Annotated in this window: 16 protein-coding genes and 1 other RNA gene; 6 read left to right on the top strand and 11 right to left on the bottom strand. The window is 36.0% G+C overall.

All coding sequences use genetic code 11. The annotated features are described in order from the left end of the window. Positions 1-127 precede the first annotated feature (127 nt). Positions 128-1,054 carry a hypothetical protein gene (locus tag J7604_RS13280; protein WP_293896822.1) on the top strand — a complete coding sequence of 309 codons (927 nt, stop codon included), beginning with the start codon at positions 128-130 and terminating at the stop codon, positions 1,052-1,054. 440 nt (positions 1,055-1,494) lie between these two features. Here J7604_RS13280 and J7604_RS13275 read toward each other — a convergent pair whose 3' ends face one another. After that, positions 1,495-2,745, bottom strand: a complete 1,251-nt coding sequence (locus J7604_RS13275) for a sterol desaturase family protein (RefSeq protein ID WP_293896821.1) — start codon at positions 2,743-2,745, stop codon at positions 1,495-1,497. Between the two features lie 33 nt (positions 2,746-2,778). Continuing rightward, positions 2,779-2,955 carry a hypothetical protein gene (locus J7604_RS13270; RefSeq protein WP_293896820.1) on the bottom strand — a complete coding sequence of 59 codons (177 nt, stop codon included), beginning with the start codon at positions 2,953-2,955 and terminating at the stop codon, positions 2,779-2,781. A gap of 254 nt (positions 2,956-3,209) precedes the next feature. Here J7604_RS13270 and J7604_RS13265 point away from each other — a divergent pair, with 254 nt between their 5' ends. Then, complete coding sequence (locus J7604_RS13265; protein ID WP_293896819.1) at positions 3,210-3,686, top strand: Dps family protein; 477 nt, start codon at positions 3,210-3,212, stop codon at positions 3,684-3,686. Positions 3,687-3,719: 33 nt separating this feature from the next. Here the strand turns inward: J7604_RS13265 and J7604_RS13260 are convergent, their stop codons facing one another. Next, on the bottom strand, positions 3,720-4,490 hold the full coding sequence (locus J7604_RS13260; protein WP_293896818.1) for an AMP nucleosidase: 771 nt from the start codon (positions 4,488-4,490) through the stop codon (positions 3,720-3,722). Between the two features lie 30 nt (positions 4,491-4,520). On the opposite strand from J7604_RS13260, the gene J7604_RS13255 reads away from it, so the two are divergent. Further along, entirely contained in the window at positions 4,521-4,970 is a 450-nt protein-coding gene (locus tag J7604_RS13255; protein ID WP_293896817.1) for a type I restriction enzyme HsdR N-terminal domain-containing protein, read from the top strand. An 8-nt stretch (positions 4,971-4,978) separates the two neighbouring features. Here J7604_RS13255 and J7604_RS13250 read toward each other — a convergent pair whose 3' ends face one another. The 4 genes from J7604_RS13250 to J7604_RS13235 all read right to left on the bottom strand — a co-directional run bounded on the left by J7604_RS13250 (position 4,979) and on the right by J7604_RS13235 (position 9,833). Then, complete coding sequence (locus J7604_RS13250) at positions 4,979-6,865, bottom strand: LTA synthase family protein (RefSeq protein WP_293896816.1); 1,887 nt, start codon at positions 6,863-6,865, stop codon at positions 4,979-4,981. A gap of 4 nt (positions 6,866-6,869) precedes the next feature. Next, the gene (locus J7604_RS13245) at positions 6,870-7,751 is read right to left on the bottom strand and encodes a CPBP family intramembrane glutamic endopeptidase (protein ID WP_293896815.1); all 882 of its coding nucleotides are present in this window, start codon (positions 7,749-7,751) and stop codon (positions 6,870-6,872) included. Between the two features lie 79 nt (positions 7,752-7,830). Further along, positions 7,831-8,943 (bottom strand): alanine dehydrogenase, encoded by a 1,113-nt coding sequence (gene ald, locus J7604_RS13240; protein WP_293896814.1) that lies wholly within the window; start codon positions 8,941-8,943, stop codon positions 7,831-7,833. Between the two features lie 104 nt (positions 8,944-9,047). After that, a complete protein-coding gene (locus tag J7604_RS13235) occupies positions 9,048-9,833 on the bottom strand; it encodes a DUF1573 domain-containing protein (RefSeq protein WP_293896813.1) in 786 nt (261 codons plus the stop codon). Positions 9,834-10,140: 307 nt separating this feature from the next. On the opposite strand from J7604_RS13235, the gene J7604_RS13230 reads away from it, so the two are divergent. Next, entirely contained in the window at positions 10,141-12,546 is a 2,406-nt protein-coding gene (locus J7604_RS13230; RefSeq protein WP_293896812.1) for a thiamine pyrophosphate-dependent enzyme, read from the top strand. Positions 12,547-12,550: 4 nt separating this feature from the next. Here J7604_RS13230 and J7604_RS13225 read toward each other — a convergent pair whose 3' ends face one another. Next, a complete protein-coding gene (locus tag J7604_RS13225) occupies positions 12,551-13,063 on the bottom strand; it encodes a hypothetical protein (protein WP_293896811.1) in 513 nt (170 codons plus the stop codon). 35 nt (positions 13,064-13,098) lie between these two features. Between J7604_RS13225 and J7604_RS13220 the strand changes: the two genes are divergently transcribed. Then, positions 13,099-14,085, top strand: a complete 987-nt coding sequence (locus J7604_RS13220; protein WP_293896810.1) for an acyl transferase — start codon at positions 13,099-13,101, stop codon at positions 14,083-14,085. A 122-nt stretch (positions 14,086-14,207) separates the two neighbouring features. Next, positions 14,208-14,333 (top strand): hypothetical protein, encoded by a 126-nt coding sequence (locus J7604_RS13215; RefSeq protein ID WP_262506754.1) that lies wholly within the window; start codon positions 14,208-14,210, stop codon positions 14,331-14,333. A gap of 137 nt (positions 14,334-14,470) precedes the next feature. Here J7604_RS13215 and J7604_RS13210 read toward each other — a convergent pair whose 3' ends face one another. From J7604_RS13210 to J7604_RS13200, 3 genes are all read right to left on the bottom strand, one after another. Further along, positions 14,471-15,628 (bottom strand): sigma-54 dependent transcriptional regulator, encoded by a 1,158-nt coding sequence (locus tag J7604_RS13210; protein ID WP_293896809.1) that lies wholly within the window; start codon positions 15,626-15,628, stop codon positions 14,471-14,473. A gap of 31 nt (positions 15,629-15,659) precedes the next feature. Then, positions 15,660-16,031: RNase P RNA component class A (rnpB, locus tag J7604_RS13205), an RNA gene on the bottom strand. 46 nt (positions 16,032-16,077) lie between these two features. Next, entirely contained in the window at positions 16,078-17,004 is a 927-nt protein-coding gene (locus J7604_RS13200; protein ID WP_293896808.1) for a DUF2027 domain-containing protein, read from the bottom strand.

The raw sequence follows: 17,004 nt of genomic DNA, 5'->3' as shown, positions 1-17,004 counted from the left end.
CTCCTCAAGTTCGGGTTTAATTTGTATTCCGGCATTTAAACAATTTTTATATTTGTCTATTAATTCTATAGAGTTTATTTAGAATTTATTTTTCCATTAATAATTCATCTTTAAAACATAGAAAGAAATGAAGAAAAGACTACTAAATGCCGCTCTTCTGTTATTGGCATCTGCATCTTTGAATGCACAGAATATCAGCCAGGAAAAATTAGTCATTACAGGAACTAAGTTTACTTATCCACTTCTTGAGAAATGGGCTAAAGAATATGAAGCACTTCATCCGGAGGTAGATGTAAAAGTGGTTTCTAAACTACAGCCGAATGAAACTGCCGATTTGAAAATTGTCTCTTACGAAAGAAAAAAAGAGGATATTCCACAAACTGAGAAATCTGTTGTGCTGGGAAAATATGCTATACTTCCTGTTGCTAATATTAATAATCCGGCTTTAAAGAATATTTCAGAAAAGGGGTTGAAGGAAAAGGAATATAAGGAATTGTTCTTTGAAGATGAGAATGAACAGTTTGAAGAGAAAAAGAAGAAGCAAAAGTATGAGGTGAATCTATATACCCGTGAAAGCAAATCTTGCGCTCCTATTGCCTTTGCGGATCATTTCGGATATGAGCAGTCTGCTATAAAGGGGAAAGGAATAAGTGGTGATGATAAATACCTTATTCAAGCTGTAAAGAAAGATACAGCGGGAGTAACTTACAATAACCTTGGATTCATTTATGACCTTTCGACAAGAAGAACTGTAGATGGGATTGCTGTACTTCCATTGGATATCAATGATAATGGAAAACTGGATGTTGATGAAAAAATATTTGACAACCTTGATAAAGTGATTGAAAAACTTGAGAAAGAAGAAATATCTTCAATTCCTGTTGAAAATGTCAATGTAGTTTATGACACAGCCAACAATAATAAGAATATCCGTCTCTTCTTATCATGGGTGCTAGATCAAGGACAAAAATACAACCACGATTTTGGCTTCCTAAATTTTGATACCGAAACGTTAAGTAAGCAAAAAGAAATTCTGACGCTAAACAATCAATAATAAATTTGTTTTTCTCTTTTGTGAAAGCCTGTCTTCAAGCGAAGCAGGCTTTTGCTTTTTAATGTTGATTATTTCATAGAAAGAGAGTATTGAAAATCACAAAAGCTTTAATTACTTTTTACTTTCAGCTTTAGGCCTTCAGTTTTTTACTAATAAACTTATCATTTATAATTTAAATTATTTCAGAGAAGACTCAGAGATACACAGAGAAAAATCGAAAGAGCTTTTAAAATATGGCATTTAACTTTCACCTTTTCGCTTTCCGTTCAATCACTTGAAAATCTTATCAAGATCAAGTTGTTTATATAAAAAGTAATTACTTATAATTTTATCGGTGATTATTTAACAGAGGTATACAGAAAAGACACAAAATACACAGAGACAAAATGCAAGAGCTTATACTTTTAGCTTTCCGCCTTGCGTTTTCTGCTTATTACTTATCACTTACTACTTAAATTAACTGCTCTTCCATAGAAAAATTTACCATAGATAAATACCAGGAACATTCTCTTGAAATCAGAAAAGAAAAAGCAAAGTAAGAGAATTACATTAAGTAGCACTGAAATAAGCGCAGGGTCTGGGAAATAGAAGGACAGGATTGCAGAGATAATTATAAATCTTAAGCATTCAAGATGAAAGATCCATGACTTTTGTTCCATTATTGCACCGCAATTGATAAGTGTAATTAAAATTAAAGCATTCAATTGAAATATCAATCCTCCGGAAATATTCTGATAAAGTGGAACAAGCGCTGTAAGTAATAGAATGACAATACTTATTTGTGCCAAAATATATTTTTTTTGAATATATCTCTTTTGATTATTAGCAATATTTTTTACTGAAAGAAATTTTTTCTCTAGTTGTGGTCTAAGCTCTGAAGATAATGTTTCAGGCTTTCCCAGTAAGATCTTTATTTTCTGTTTTACTCCATGTACATTCTTTACAGAACTCATTAATTCAATGAGTTGATGGAAATGTTGCCAAAGAAAACTTCTACTGTTTAAGGGTTGGGTAAGTCCGTATTGTGGCTCTTCTTTTTCTTCTGCAAAAGTTCCAAAGAGTTTGTCCCAGAATATAAATATATCTGCATAGTTTTTATCGAGATAATGAGCATTGGAGGCATGATGTACGCGATGATGAGAGGGGGTGACAAAAATGTATTCAAGAAAGCCAAGTTTACCTACCAATCTTGTATGAGTGAAGAAGCTATAAGCTGCATGAATAATAAGAATCATAATTACCATATGGACAGGAAATCCTATTAAGGGCAGTATACACCAGAAGATATTTCTGATCAGAGCCTGGAAAACTGTAATCCTTGCAGATACTGTTAGATTAAATTCTTCACTTTGATGATGAACTATGTGAGCTGCCCAAAGAATATTCACCTCATGACTAAACCGGTGATACCAATACCAAATAAAATCAGTCAAAAATAAAATCAATATCCATGAGGAAAACGTCTCTTTGATGGTAAAGATGGCAAAGTGATTATAGATGAGGGTGAATATAGAATAGAAGATCCCTGTCAAAGCAAGGTTGGAAAGACGTTCAGCGACACCTATACTCAAATTTGAAATGGTACTGTTAAATGTATATGCTTCTATATTTTTTTTTCTTGAAAAAAAGTATTCTACAGTAACAGCCAATAAAAATACTGGTATAGATATGCTCAGTAATAATTCATTCATAAATATTTGATTTTGTTAAGCAGAAGAGAATGTTTATTCGCTGATAGTCCTTATGATAATGGACTTTTGTTCATTGATGTATTGTGTTGAAGTAGTATTCTCCGGCTTTAATTTCAGCAGGGCCTGAGCAAAAAAAATAAAGAGAACATACATTAAGATAAATGCTGCCATTTTATTCTCTGGATTGATTTTATGTTTCTTAAAATCCATATACTGAGTGATTCTCCTACTAATTAAATTACCTTTTTAAATAAGTCTATAAAGTCTATAGGTAAAATTAAGTATGTGAAATTTTGTTTCAAATCAACCTGGTTTTTTTCTGGGAAGAGTACAACCTGGGAATTCAAAAGGGTGATTTTTATCAACCAGAGGAATAAGTTTTATCTATTTCTTTATTGATATTATTGATTTTTTCTATTCATTTCAGCTTTCTATTTTTGAGTTATAATTAACACCTGAACGATATGGAAAACGCAAGTCTAATAGGTCTGGATTTGGAAAAGTCTCAGATCCTGTCAAAAGAATTAAATATTCTGTTAGCTAACTACCAGTTATTTTATATAAACCTAAGAGGATTTCACTGGAATATTAAAGGGGAGAAGTTTTTCGAATTGCATGCGAAATTCGAAGAACTATACAATGAAGTACAAATTAAAATAGATGAGATCGCTGAAAGAATTCTTACTTTAGGTTTTGTTCCTGAGCATGCATTTTCTGATTACCAAAAGAAATCAGAAATAAAAGAAGTTAAGAATGTGTTTGAAGGTACAGAAGCCGTCTCTCTCATTCTTCAGGCATTTAAAATACTTTTGGTGGAAGAGAGAAAAATATTAAAACTGGCTTCTGATGCAGAAGATGAGGGGACAAACTCTTTGATGAGCGATTATATCAAACAGAAAGAGAAACAGGTTTGGATGTTTTCGGCTTATCTAAAGAAATAAAAAAAGAGGGACTCAAATTTAAGTCCCTCTTTTTTATTCAAAAATTAGATGTTTGACAGATTCTCCTGATCCGGCAAGCTCAGTGAGTGAGTCAAGACCAATTTCGAGATGTCTTTTTACATATTTTTCAGTTACGGTTTTGTCACTTTTTTCCGTTTTTACTCCTTCTGGATCCATTGGATTATCAGAAACCAGTAACAATGCTCCGTGAGGAATTCCATTCATAAAACCTACAACGAATATAGTTGCAGTTTCCATGTCAATACCCATTGTGCGAATATCTCTGAGATATTGTTTGAATTTCTCATCATGTTCCCAAACTCTTCTGTTAGTCGTGTACACTGTCCCTGTCCAATAATCCAGTTCATGTTTTTTAATCATACTGGATACAGCTCTTTGTAAACGAAATGAAGGAAGAGCCGGAACTTCAGGAGGTGCGTAATCGTCAGAGGTACCTTCACCACGGATGGCTGCAATCGGAAGTATAAGGTCTCCTAATTTTGTTTTTTTCAGACCGCCACATTTTCCAAGAAATAAGACAGCCTTGGGTGGAATTGCCGAAAGTAAGTCCATCACAGTTGCTGCCATAGCGCTTCCCATACCAAAATTAATAATCGTAATATTATTGGCAGTGGCTGTTTGCATAGCCCTGTTTCTTCCCTGAATCTCTACCTTAAATTTCTCCGCGAACAATTCAACATAGTTGATAAAGTTTGTAAGAAGAATATATTCTCCAAATTCGGAGATAGGTGTACCTGTGTACCTTGGTAACCAGTCTTTTACGATTTCTTCCTTTGTTTTCATGGCATTAAAAAATTTGATAAATTTGTTTTTATGATTCCCCTCAATCTTCCAGCATTCGATATTAAAATTAAAGATTACGAAAATAAAACATGGATATTTGATATACTAAGAAAAAAGTATGTTGTTTTAACTCCTGAAGAATGGGTAAGGCAACATTTTATAAATATGCTCATTACTCAGTTCAATTATCCTAAATCCCTGATTAAATGTGAGTCGGGACTTAGTTACAATAAGCTACGGAAAAGGTCAGACATTGTTGTTTATAACAGAGAAGCTATACCTTTTCTCCTTATTGAATGCAAAGCCCCGGAAGTGAAAATTACCGAAGGTGTTTTTAAGCAGGCAGCGACCTATAACTTCGTTCTGAAAGCTCCTTATTTTGTCGTTACCAACGGCATCAATACTTTTTGTTGCAGTGTTAATCACGAAACAAAGGAGGTAAGCTATGTTAATGGATTACCTCCTTTTCCTGAAAACTGAGTTATCACTTATGGGGTTTGACTGCTGTACCAATTATTATCTATCAGCCCGTTATTAAAGTACTGTACATAAGCTTTTAAAACCGATTCCAACTTTTTCTGTTCAGGCACTTCTGGTAAATGGGTGATGGTTCTTGGGGGATCTATTTTAAAACACTGGCATTTGTTTTCCTGATTTAAAGATAGGTACATATCTTTTTTTATCAGGTTATAGGAGCCATTAGAAAAGGTCAACGCATAGCCTTCTTCTTCTTTTTTAGAGAACATAGAAGTGCCGAAATAATTGCTCTTAGGATTATCGATGTTTAGAAAGTCAAGTACAGTGGGAAGTATATCCGCATGCTGACAAATCCTTTCGTCATCTGGTACTGTAATTTTTTTCGAAGGGTGGAATAAAATCATAGGCACATCAAAAGCACCAAGGTCGTTAGAATATTCAGGCTTCGAAGACATCTGAGTATGATCGGCTGTGATAATAAACAAGGTATTGGAATACCAAGGTTGTTTTTTAGCAGTTTCGAAAAACTTTCTTAATGAATTGTCTGAATAAGCAACACATTCATGAATCGGAAGATCTCCTTTGGGAAACTTGCCTTTATACTGTTCAGGAATTGTGTAAGGCGGATGTGAGCTTAATGTAAACAGGCCTGTAGCAAAGGGTTGCTTAAAGGTACTGAGTTTATTTGCAAAAAACTGAAGGAATGGTTCATCAAATATCCCCCAGTTTCCGTCAAAATCTTTATCCGGATCAGGATATTCGTTTTTACCATAATATTCTTCAAAACCTGCATTGTGGGCAAATACATCAAACCCCATGGTTCCGTTCTTACCTCCGTGAAAAAAACTTGTATGATAACCTTCTTTTTGAAGGATATTTCCGAGTCCCACAACTTCATTCGTTTGATATGCCGAAGTGATATATGGCTCACTCATTAAAGAAGGTATTGAAGCCAGTATACTTGGTAATGCTTCAATGGAAGTGCGACCGTTTGCATAAGCATTTTTCATCCATACACCCTGATGGGCAAGAGAATCAAGAAATGGAGTAAAGCCTTTATAGTTATTTCCAAGTCCTGTATATTCGGATCCGAAGCTTTCGCAGATCAGAATTACTACGTTTTCTTTTTCTTTGGTTGAAACAGCTTTCTTTACTTTTAACTTTTTAATAAGACTGAATAATTCTGACTGATTAGAAAAGAAATTAACTCTCTGAACAGGTTGAATATTGGATGTTGCTATGAGGGAAAATGGAGTATTTAGTACAAGATTTCCCAGAATATTCGGATTTAACGTAAAGGCATGATTTGGCCTTAAAGGCTTTAACTGCAAACCTCCGCGGATGATTAAAATATTAGATGCAAGAAAACCAATCAATAAAGGGGCTGCAAAATACAATTTCAGCCGTACGTTCATTGTACTTTTTGGTTTGGGATACAGCCAGGCAATAAATGCAACGATAATTATCCCTGCCAGCAATACTGGCCAGTAATTCAACGCCAGTTGTGGTCCCTGGTCTAGGATGTCTTTCTCTAAACCTGCAAGGTGCTCGAACGTGGACCTTTTTCCTGTAAATCTGAAGAATTCAATGTCTACAAGGTTAACGAAAAGAAGAGGAGCATTGACAATCAGAAATAGTATTTTAAGAAATTTCTGATATCCCGGTTTGGTAATGAAAGTTACAGGAATCAGTGACAGCAGGGTAAATGGCAAGTTGACCATAAATATAACAGAAAGGTCAAACCTTATACCTGCCAGGAAGGCTTCAAAAACTGAAGTGACAGAAGCTTCTCTGAAATATGAGTAGTTATAAACAAAGAAACAAACCCTGCAAAGTGTATAAATGAGGGTTAAGAGTCCAAGTCTTTTTAGAAGTATTTTATATTGAGTTAAATTCATTTTTCTAGAAATGATTTTTTAACAGGTGTTGTATTACAGCGAACAGATCCATCAGATAAGCAATGCCCAGATGAATCAATAATCCTCCCCAGATAGACCTGCTATAATAGGTAATAATTCCTAAAATTGTACCTCCGAAAATAGATCCAACTGCTTCTCCCAAGGGCTTTCCGAAATGAAGGTAGCAATACAAAGCAACCATAATGAATACGGCTCCTTTGTCAAGGTATTTGATCATTGCCAACACCAGGAATCCTCTGAACAAAAATTCTATAGATAAAAATCCCATCCCATAGAATATTTCATGGATGCCAAAGGTCGCCCAATAGGGCCATCCAAGATAATTTTCTGCTAAACTTGGCTTGTATTCAGGATAATAATTCAGGAAATCTTGTTGAAATGATGCCCAAAGAATAAAAGGAGCCATAAGCAGGAGAAGCCATAAATAGGGCGCCAGGTCCAGGGAATTTTTCTGAAATCCATATAGAGGTATACTTTTCCGATCTACCCAGTACCAGTAGCCAAGGATAGGGACGATAATAATGGAGGAACTTATAAGTTCCGAAACAAAGGAAGAAATGAACTGACTGATTTCAATTGGTATTACTGCTCTGATCCAGTCACGGTATAAATAAAATGATGTTTCACTAAAAATTAATATTAGAATTACAAAAAGTATTGTAAACCAGTACGATAAAGAGCGTAAATGGAGTTTTCTGTCATAAAAGTAGGCATAGGCAAGAGAAAGAAATAACAAAGGCACTGAATAAAAGAGAAACAGATACACATTATATATTTTCTGCCCTGCATACTTTTCCAGGATTGAATTTTCAAAATCAAAACTATAATTAAAAGCCAGACTAGATCCCAAAAATAGAATAAGCACCAGGAAAAATTTCAGATTGAATTCTTCCTGGAAAAATGCTTTTTGATATTTTATGATTTGTCTGATTGTCCTGATTCTTTTAGCCTAAATGTTGCTCAACTTCAGAATAGGGCAAATCAAATGCTTCTGAAATTTTTTTATAAACTATTTGTCCGTTAACCACATTTAGACCCAGTTTCAATTCTTGATTTTCTTTGCAAGCTTTTTGCCATCCTTTTGAGGCAATTTGGCACACATAAGGAAAGGTAACATTAGTCAAAGCAAGGGTAGAGGTGAATGGAACTGCTCCTGGCATATTTGCAACACAATAGTGAACAATACCATCCACAATATAGGTTGGATTTTCATGTGTGGTAGGTTTACAGGTTTCAATACATCCTCCTTGATCTACAGCTACATCTACCAGGACCGTTCCTGGTTTCATCGTTTTTAGCATTTCTCGGGTAATAAGTATGGGCGCTTTAGCTCCTGGTACCAAGATAGCTCCGATTATTAAATCTGCGGTCTTTACTGCTTCATTAACATTGCTTTGGCTGCTGAATAAAGTAGTAACATTGGCTGGCATAATATCATCCAACTGTCTTAGTCTGGTGAGATTTATATCCATGATTGTTACACGAGCACCAAGACCGGCTGCCATCTTGGCTGCATTTGCTCCGACAATACCAGCTCCAAGTATTACAACGTTTGCAGGAGGAACACCAGGTACGCCTCCTAATAGAATTCCTCTTCCATGATTGTGTTTTTCAAGATAATTTGCTCCCTTCTGAACAGCCATTCTTCCGGCAACTTCCGACATGGGAACTAAAAGAGGTAATGAACGATCTGATTTCTCCACTGTTTCATAGGAAATACAAACAGCTCCTGATTTGATCATTGCTTCCGTAAGCTGACGGGATGAAGCAAAATGAAAATAGGTAAATATTGTTTGCCCTTTTCTGATCAGGGCATATTCTGTTTCGAGTGGTTCTTTTACTTTTACCACCAGGTCGGCTTCCCTATAGACATCTGAAGCCTGGCAAATTTGTGCTCCTGCGTTTTTATATTCATTATCCGAAAATCCTGAACCCTCACCGGCTTTTGTCTCTACAATCAGTTTGTGACCTGTTTTTATAAGGTCTGCACAATGTGCAGGAGTTAGGCCTACACGATTTTCAAGTGTTTTTATTTCTTTTGGAACTCCTATGATCATAGTAAATTCGTTTTTGCAAATATAATTAAGAGTATATAAAACAAAAGCCAACGAAATATCGCTGGCTTTTGTTTTTTCCTTACGGTATAGACCCTTACAGGTTTTTATTTTCCAAAAGGAACAGTATTTTTCTCTTCTTTCAATGGAGTAGGAGCTGAAAGACTTTCAACCACTTCACCTGAAAGGGTTACAGAAACATGAGGATTACTTGGATCGTTTGTGAAGATAGATACAATATCAGAGTTCTTTCCGTCGAAAGTCGGATTGTAAGTTAGTTCAAGAACAGCAGATTTTCCAGGTGCAATAGTATCAGAAGCAAGCGTATGGCTTATGCAGCTGCATGCTGACTGAAAAGATGATAATGCAAGTGGAGATTTTCCTGTATTTTTAACAGTGAATTTCTGAGCTACTTTTTGTCCACGTTCTATTTTTCCAAAGCTGTGAATATTTTTATCTATGGAAAATTTTGGAGCAGCTTTTAGTTCTTTTGGAGTTAAAGCTGGTTTTGGTTCTTCTTTTTTTACAACTATACCCTTGATGTAAACAACTTTTGAACCTTCCGATGCATTAGAGGTAATAGTAATGCTTTTGTTGAAAACACCTATTCTTCCTGTGCTATTGTAAGAGGCTTTAATTGAACCTTTGCCCCCTGGAGGAATTGGATCTTTTGTCCAGGAAGGAGTAGTACATCCGCAAGATGCTCTCACGTCTGTTAATACAATCGGTGCATCTCCTGAGTTATCAAACTGAAATTCATATTCAGCCTGAACGCCTTCTTCCACGATACCAAAATCGTGTTTGTCTTCACTGGTAAATTTAAAAGCACCTTGTGCAAAAGCTCCTAGTGTCAGGAAAGAAAGGAAAGCTACAGAGGCAATTCTTTTTATCATTGGTTTATTTAATTTTGATTAATCTGAAAAAATATATTTAGACCGTCCAAATATAAGTATTATGTGACAATTTTAATACCGATTTTTTATGCAGGAATATTTTATTTGACACCGAGTTTTTTCTCAAGAGGTAATTTTTAGAAAATAATATATTTAATTGCAGTTTAACTATAAGAATAACAGTATAGTATAAATTAAAAATGGAGTCCGTCGATTTCTTAATTTGATAGGTTAGTCCTTTTTATCTATTTTTGAACTTTAACGTAAGTTAATATATTAATTTAATTAGAAATATACTGTTTTTATAGTGAGCGCCCAGGAAACCATAAATGATCTTACTTTAACCAAGGAGGAAATTCTTAATGATTACAGAATACTCTGTGAAAGTCGTCAGGCAAGTATTCTGGGTAGAAAAGAAGTTTTTGCAGGTAAAGCTAAATTTGGAATTTTCGGAACCGGAAAAGAACTAGCACAAATTGCCATGGCTAAATATTTCAGGTTTGGAGATTTCCGCTCAGGATATTATAGAGATCAGACTTTTATGATGGCTATAGATGAACTGAGTCTTGAGCAATATTATGCTCAACTTTATGCTCATACAGACATTGTTGCCGATCCGGCATCTGGAGGCAGACTAATGATTGGTCATTATGCCACCCGAAGCCTTGATAACAATGGACATTGGAATGATCTCACAAAAATAAAAAATTCAAGCCCGGATATTTCACCTACAGGGGCCCAAATGCCAAGGTTAGTGGGGCTTGCCTATGCTTCAAAGTTATATAGGCTAAATCCGGAACTTAAAGATATAAAGGGCTTTTCAAACAATGGAAACGAAGTAGCATTCGGAACAATAGGTAATGCTGCTACTGCTGAAGGCATTTTCTTTGAAGCTATCAATGCGGCCGGAGTGCTGCAAATACCAATGGTAGTGTCCATCTGGGATGATGGCTACGGAATTTCTGTACCTCAGGAATATCAGACCACGAAAGTCGATATCTCTAAAATGTTTGAAGGTTTCAAGAGGACTGATTCTGAAAGAGGGATTGAGATATTTAAGGTAAAGGGCTGGAATTATGAAGAGTTATGCCGTACCTACAGAGACGCAGCCCAACTTGCGAGAGAACATCATGTGCCTTCATTGGTGCACGTGGAAGAATTGGCTCAGCCACTAGGTCATTCTACCTCTGGTTCTCATGAAAGATATAAATCAAAAGAAAGGCTTGCCTGGGAGGAAGAATTTGATTGTAATAAAAAATTCAAAGAGTGGATTCTTGAAAATTCAGTTGCTACCTATCAGGAATTAAAAGAGATAGAGGATAGTGCCTTCGAAAAAGTAAAAAGAGCCCGTCAAAGTGCATGGAACCGTTTTGTTGATTCGATGAAAGGGGATTTGGATGAAGCCCTTGCTCTAATTTATGAGGCGTCTTCTCAAAGCACTCAAAAAGAGGTTCTTCTAGCAATAAAAAAATCACTTGAAAAAACACTGAATCCAATCAGAAGTGATGCTGTTAAAGCTGTTAAAAAAGCATTAAAAGTACTTCGGTTTGAAGAAATTCCTGCTAGAACCAAATTGATTGCATGGGTTGAAAGAACTTCGGAGGAAAATTTCCAAAGATATAGTTCACACATATTTAGTCATTCAGATCAGGCAGCGCTTAAAGTTAAAGAAATTAAACCTGAATATAATGAAGACAGTCCGTTCGTTGACGGGCGAGAAGTACTTCAGGCAAATTTTGAAGCTTTATTACTAAAGGATCCTCGCATCTTTGCATTTGGAGAAGACGTGGGGATGATTGGTGACGTAAACCAAGGTTTCGCAGGCTTACAGGAAAAGTTTGGGACATTAAGAATTATGGATACAGGTATCCGTGAAACTTCAATTATTGGTCAGGGAATAGGAGCTGCCATGAGAGGACTAAGACCAATTGCTGAAATTCAATACTTGGATTATCTGTTATTTGCCATACAAACACTTTCTGATGATCTCGCTACTCTGCATTACAGGACAGTAGGAGGGCAAAAAGCTCCAATGATTATCAGAACCAGAGGGCACAGACTTGAAGGTGTCTGGCATTCCGGGTCACCCATTAGCATGATTTTGGGAAGCTTAAGAGGTATATATCTTCTTGTTCCTAGAAATATGACACAAGCAGCTGGTTTTTATAATACTATGTTAAAGTCTGATGATCCGGCTTTGATTATAGAAACGTTAAATGGCTATCGACTAAAGGAAAAAATGCCTTCAAATCTTGCTGAATACACAGTTCCACTAGGTATTCCGGAAGTGTTGAAAGAAGGAAGTGATGTTACTATTGTAACCTATGGAGCAATGTGTAAGATTTCTCTGGATGCAGCGGCACAGCTGGAAGAGGTGGGGATATCTGCAGAGGTGATAGATGTACAAAGCCTAATGCCGTTTGATATTCATCATTTTATCGCGAAGTCTGTTAAAAAGACAAATCGTGTAGTATTTACAGATGAAGATGTACCAGGTGGGGGCACTGCTTATATGATGAAAGAGGTGTTGGAAACTCAAAAGGCTTATCAATGGCTGGATTCAGCTCCAAGAACACTGCCTGCCAAAGAACATCGTCCGGCATATTCAAGTGATGGGGATTATTTTTCCAAACCTAATGCAGAAGAGCTGGTGGACCTTGTATATGAGATGATGAATGAGGCAGATCCGGTTAAATATCCTTCGTTATATTAATAAATCATTTGCGACTTAGTTCAATAGGAGAGGTTTCGGTCCAATTGCTGTAATTTCCATCTTCGTCACGTATTTTAATTCTAAATTTGTACGTTCCTGAGGGCAAATCTGGAATAAGGTTAAAGACATTGGTGATGTTAGTCCCTTGGTTCAATATCCCATCTATAGGTCCTTTTTTTCCAGTATTATTTAATGGAGGGAAACTGGAATTGAGAAAACTATATTCTTGTTTCAGTTCGAAGCTATTAGTTGCTGTGTTCAATATGTAAATTTCAGCAATAAAATTATGGGTTGCATTTTGCTCAATATTCCCCAGATTTCCATCTCCGTCCTGAAAATTTATAGATATGGAGAGTGAGTCAATATAGGAACTACTAATGGGGTTAAAGATATTAATTTTCTGGATCTTATTGAAACTGATGGCAGGTACCTCTGAGTAATTTGGAGCTCTGTCGCAGGCAAATAACAGGCCTGTAACGAACAGAACAAGTTTGGTATATTTGAAATGCAATTTCACTTTTTTACTATTTAAGATTCAATTTATTAATAATAATGGATTTCAAAGAAAGTTTTAAAAAAGATTTATTCAATATCTCCGATCAAAACTTTAACGATAAGGCCATCCTTTTATTCAAATATCAGGCAAAACATAACCCGATTTATAAACAATATATTGATCTCCTTGGAAAAGACCCTGACAAAGTCTCTCTAATTGAAGAAATCCCATTTTTACCGATTTTGTTTTTTAAGACTCAGGAAATAAAAACAGGCAGTTTTTCTGAAAAACAAATTTTCTACAGCAGTGGTACTACAGGTTTGCAAACCAGTCGACACCATGTAGCAGATCCTGAATTTTATTTGAAAAATTGTGAAAAGATTTTTAAAAAGTTTTACGGAAATCTTTCTGATTTTATCGTACTGGCATTATTACCTTCTTATCAGCAAAATCCGGGATCTTCCCTGATTTATATGGTAAATCATTTTATTAAACAATCAGGTAATTCTCTTTCTGGCTTCGTTACTGAAAATACGCTTTTGGAGAACCTTGAAAAATATAAAGAAAGTCCTTCGAAAAAATTATTGATAGGTGTTTCTTATGCTCTTTGGGATTTGGCTGAAAATGAGCACCCCGATTTGTCAGATTTTATCGTTATGGAAACTGGAGGTATGAAGGGCAGGAGGGAAGAATTGGTAAGAGATGAATTGCATCAAATTCTGAAAAGTGGTTTGAATATAAGAGATGTTCATTCAGAGTATGGCATGACAGAGCTTTTATCTCAGGCATACTCGTCAGGAAGTGGTTTTTTTTTAGGTCCTGATTGGTTTAAAATCCTATTGCGGGATATTAACGATCCATTGACTATAGGATCGGGAAGGTCGTCTGGTGGAATTAATATTATAGACCTGGCAAATGTAGATTCGTGTGCATTTATTGAGACTCAGGATCTTGGAAAAATTTCAGATGACAAAAACTTTGAGGTTCTTGGCAGGTTTGATAATTCTGATATTAGAGGATGCAATTTGCTTTACATGAGCTAGTCTTTGAAAAGTTCAAAATTAAATCGAAAAGATTTAATTTTATTTGCTGTTTATTTTAATTATTGAAAATGAATAATTAATTTTGTTAAGAATCAGGTACTAAATTTAAAATTAAACACTTTATGAAAAAGTATTCACTAGTTGTATTTTCTTTCGTGCTTTTGCTAGCTTCTGCTTGCGCAACACACAGAACTTGCCCGACCTACACTAAAGAAGTTAAAAAATCAGCTTCTGTAGCGAAAATTTAATCTGGATTTTTTTAAAACGATTCTGACATTATCAAAGGGAATCATCAGAGTTTAGATTTAGAAATATTCGGTTTTGTTGATAAAAAAAGAAAGCTTCCTTAATTAAGGAAGCTTTCTTTTTTTATCGGAATATTCAATTATTTATTCGCGTATTTTTGAGCATCTTCAAGGGAAATCACAGAATCGCTCATTATGATCAGTCTTTCCACCACATTTTTCAATTCTCTAATATTTCCTGGCCATTCCAAAGTTTGAAGGTAAGCTACAGCCTTTGGGTCGATCTTTTTAGGAGTCGTTTTATATTCGTCTGCTGTTTCCCCTATAAATTTTTCGATTAGAAGTGGAATATCTTCTCTACGTTCATTCAAAGGAGGGACCTGAATAAGAATAACCCCTAAACGATGATATAAATCTTCTCTGAATCGGTTTTCTTCAATTTCCTTCAGGATATTTTTGTTGGTTGCCGCCACAATCCTAACATCAACTTTAATTTCCTTTTCTCCTCCAACCCGAGTAATCTTATTCTCCTGTAAAGCTCTTAATACTTTAGCCTGAGCAGAAAGACTCATATCTCCAATTTCATCCAGAAAGAGGGTGCCTCCGCTAGCCTGTTCAAATTTCCCGATTCTTTGCTTGATGGCAGAAGTAAAAGATCCTTTTTCATGTCCGAAAAGTTCGCTTTCTATCAACTCACCAGGGATTGCAGCACAATTGACCTCAACCATGGGTCCGCTTGCTCGATTACTTTTGGCATGAAGCCATTTTGCAACCAGTTCTTTTCCAGAACCGTTCGGTCCGGTTACAAAAACCCGTGCATCAGTTGGAGCTACTTTTTCTATGGTTTTTCTCACCTCCTCAATAGCTGGTGATTTTCCAAGTATATCAAAGGTTTTATTGATTTTCTTTTTGAGCACTTTTGTTTCAGTAACAAGGCTTGATTTGTCAAGTGCATTTCTTACTGATACAAGCAATCTGTTTAGATCCGGTGGCTTCTGAATAAAATCAAATGCACCTTTCTTGGTAGCCTCTACAGCAGTTTCAATGCTGCCATGTGCAGATACCATGATAAATTGAGTGTCTTTTCCAAGTTCAAGAGCTTTTTCAAGCACTTCCATGCCATCCATTTTAGGCATCTTGATGTCGCAAAGTACTAGGTCATAATTGTTTTTCTCAATTAAAGCCATTCCTTCTTCTCCGTCTTTTGCTTCATCTACCTGATATTTTTCAAACTCCAGAATTTCTTTCAGAGTGCTTCTGATGCTTCTCTCGTCATCTATAATTAGAATATGAGCCATGTTGCTTCTTTTGTTCGGTTTTAGGTTAAATAAAAAATGCAAGCCGTTAAGCCGGGTTCTGTCGTGTCTTATCATTTATCTGGTCCCGAAGTCGCCATCGGGAATCAAACGACCTACCCATTCCGCCATTCCGGTAGCCGGAATCAGAGCGAGCAACTCTGCTGTAGACGGAACCTATTTGGTCTTTCAACCCATAAGGTTTACCCCAATTTTACATCGCTGCAAAACGAGTGAGCTCTTACCTCACTTTTTCACCCTTACCTTTTGCAAGGCGGTAATTTTCTGTGGCACTTTCTGTCCCTTCATAAATTTATGAAAAGCCTTCCCGTTAGGAAGTATGGTGCTCTCTGTTGCCCGGACTTTCCTCCCCCCGAAATCGGGAAGCGATAAGATGGCTTGCATTCAATACAAATATATCTGATTTTGTAATCCCCAAAAGCTTTCTGGGTTTAGTTAATTTTTACCAAAGTGGCTCCGTAACCAAACTTTTCTTTTTTAGCATCCTTGAAAAAGGCAATGCCTTTGGTTCTGCTTAAAATTTCCTGAATTTTTAATTTTAAAATACCATTGCCGACTCCATGGATAAATGTGATTTCGTCCATACCTGAGGCAATTGCATTGTCTAGATTTTTCTGAAAATGCTTTACCTGCATTTCTAACATTTCGCTATTGCTTAATTTCAGATGATCCGGGGTTAGTTTTTCAATATGAAGGTCGATTTCAGGTGCTGGTCTGGAAAAGTCTTTTACCTCCTGGGGGGCAGAATACATTTCTTGGACAAGCTTTTCCTTGTTAATAGGCGTCTGTTTATCATCAATTTTAAACAAATAACCTTGTTCATTTACAAGGGGGATAAGCTTTTTATTTTTATAAAAAGTTGAGGCTTTAATGCTTAGCTTTCTGACGAGAGGCTCTTTAAAGATGGATCGTCCGTAGCTGAAATACAGGCACTGAGTGATCCATGATGGCCAGGAATCAAAATCCTTTACAGATGCTTCTCCAACTTTGATGTGAGCTTTTGTTTTCAGGGTTCCTGTGCTGATACCTGTATAATTATCATCAGTCAGACTACCAAAGGTAAACGAAACGTCAAGATCACTTTCATTGACAAGCTGAATAGAATAAATTCTGTCATTGAAAGGAATAAATGCAAGATAAATGCCATCAGTTTTAAGTTTTTCAGGAGCAATTTCCTGCCCGGGCTCCTCTGCTGCAATGAAGCTTTCGGCAGAAGCAACCACTACAAGTTCTTTCATTAGTGCAGGAATAAGAAATCCATCCTGGATCTCTACTTCAACATCTCTGGAATTGATTATTTTTCTAACAATTCCTTCTTCTTTCCCATGTATAAATCTGACCTTATCTCCCGGTTTCAT

Origin of the sequence: Sporocytophaga sp., from assembly GCF_017745095.1 — a bacterium.
Classification (GTDB): domain Bacteria; phylum Bacteroidota; class Bacteroidia; order Cytophagales; family Cytophagaceae; genus Sporocytophaga.
Note: the sequence above shows the minus strand (reverse complement) of the source record. Positions and strands in the feature narration are given on the sequence as shown.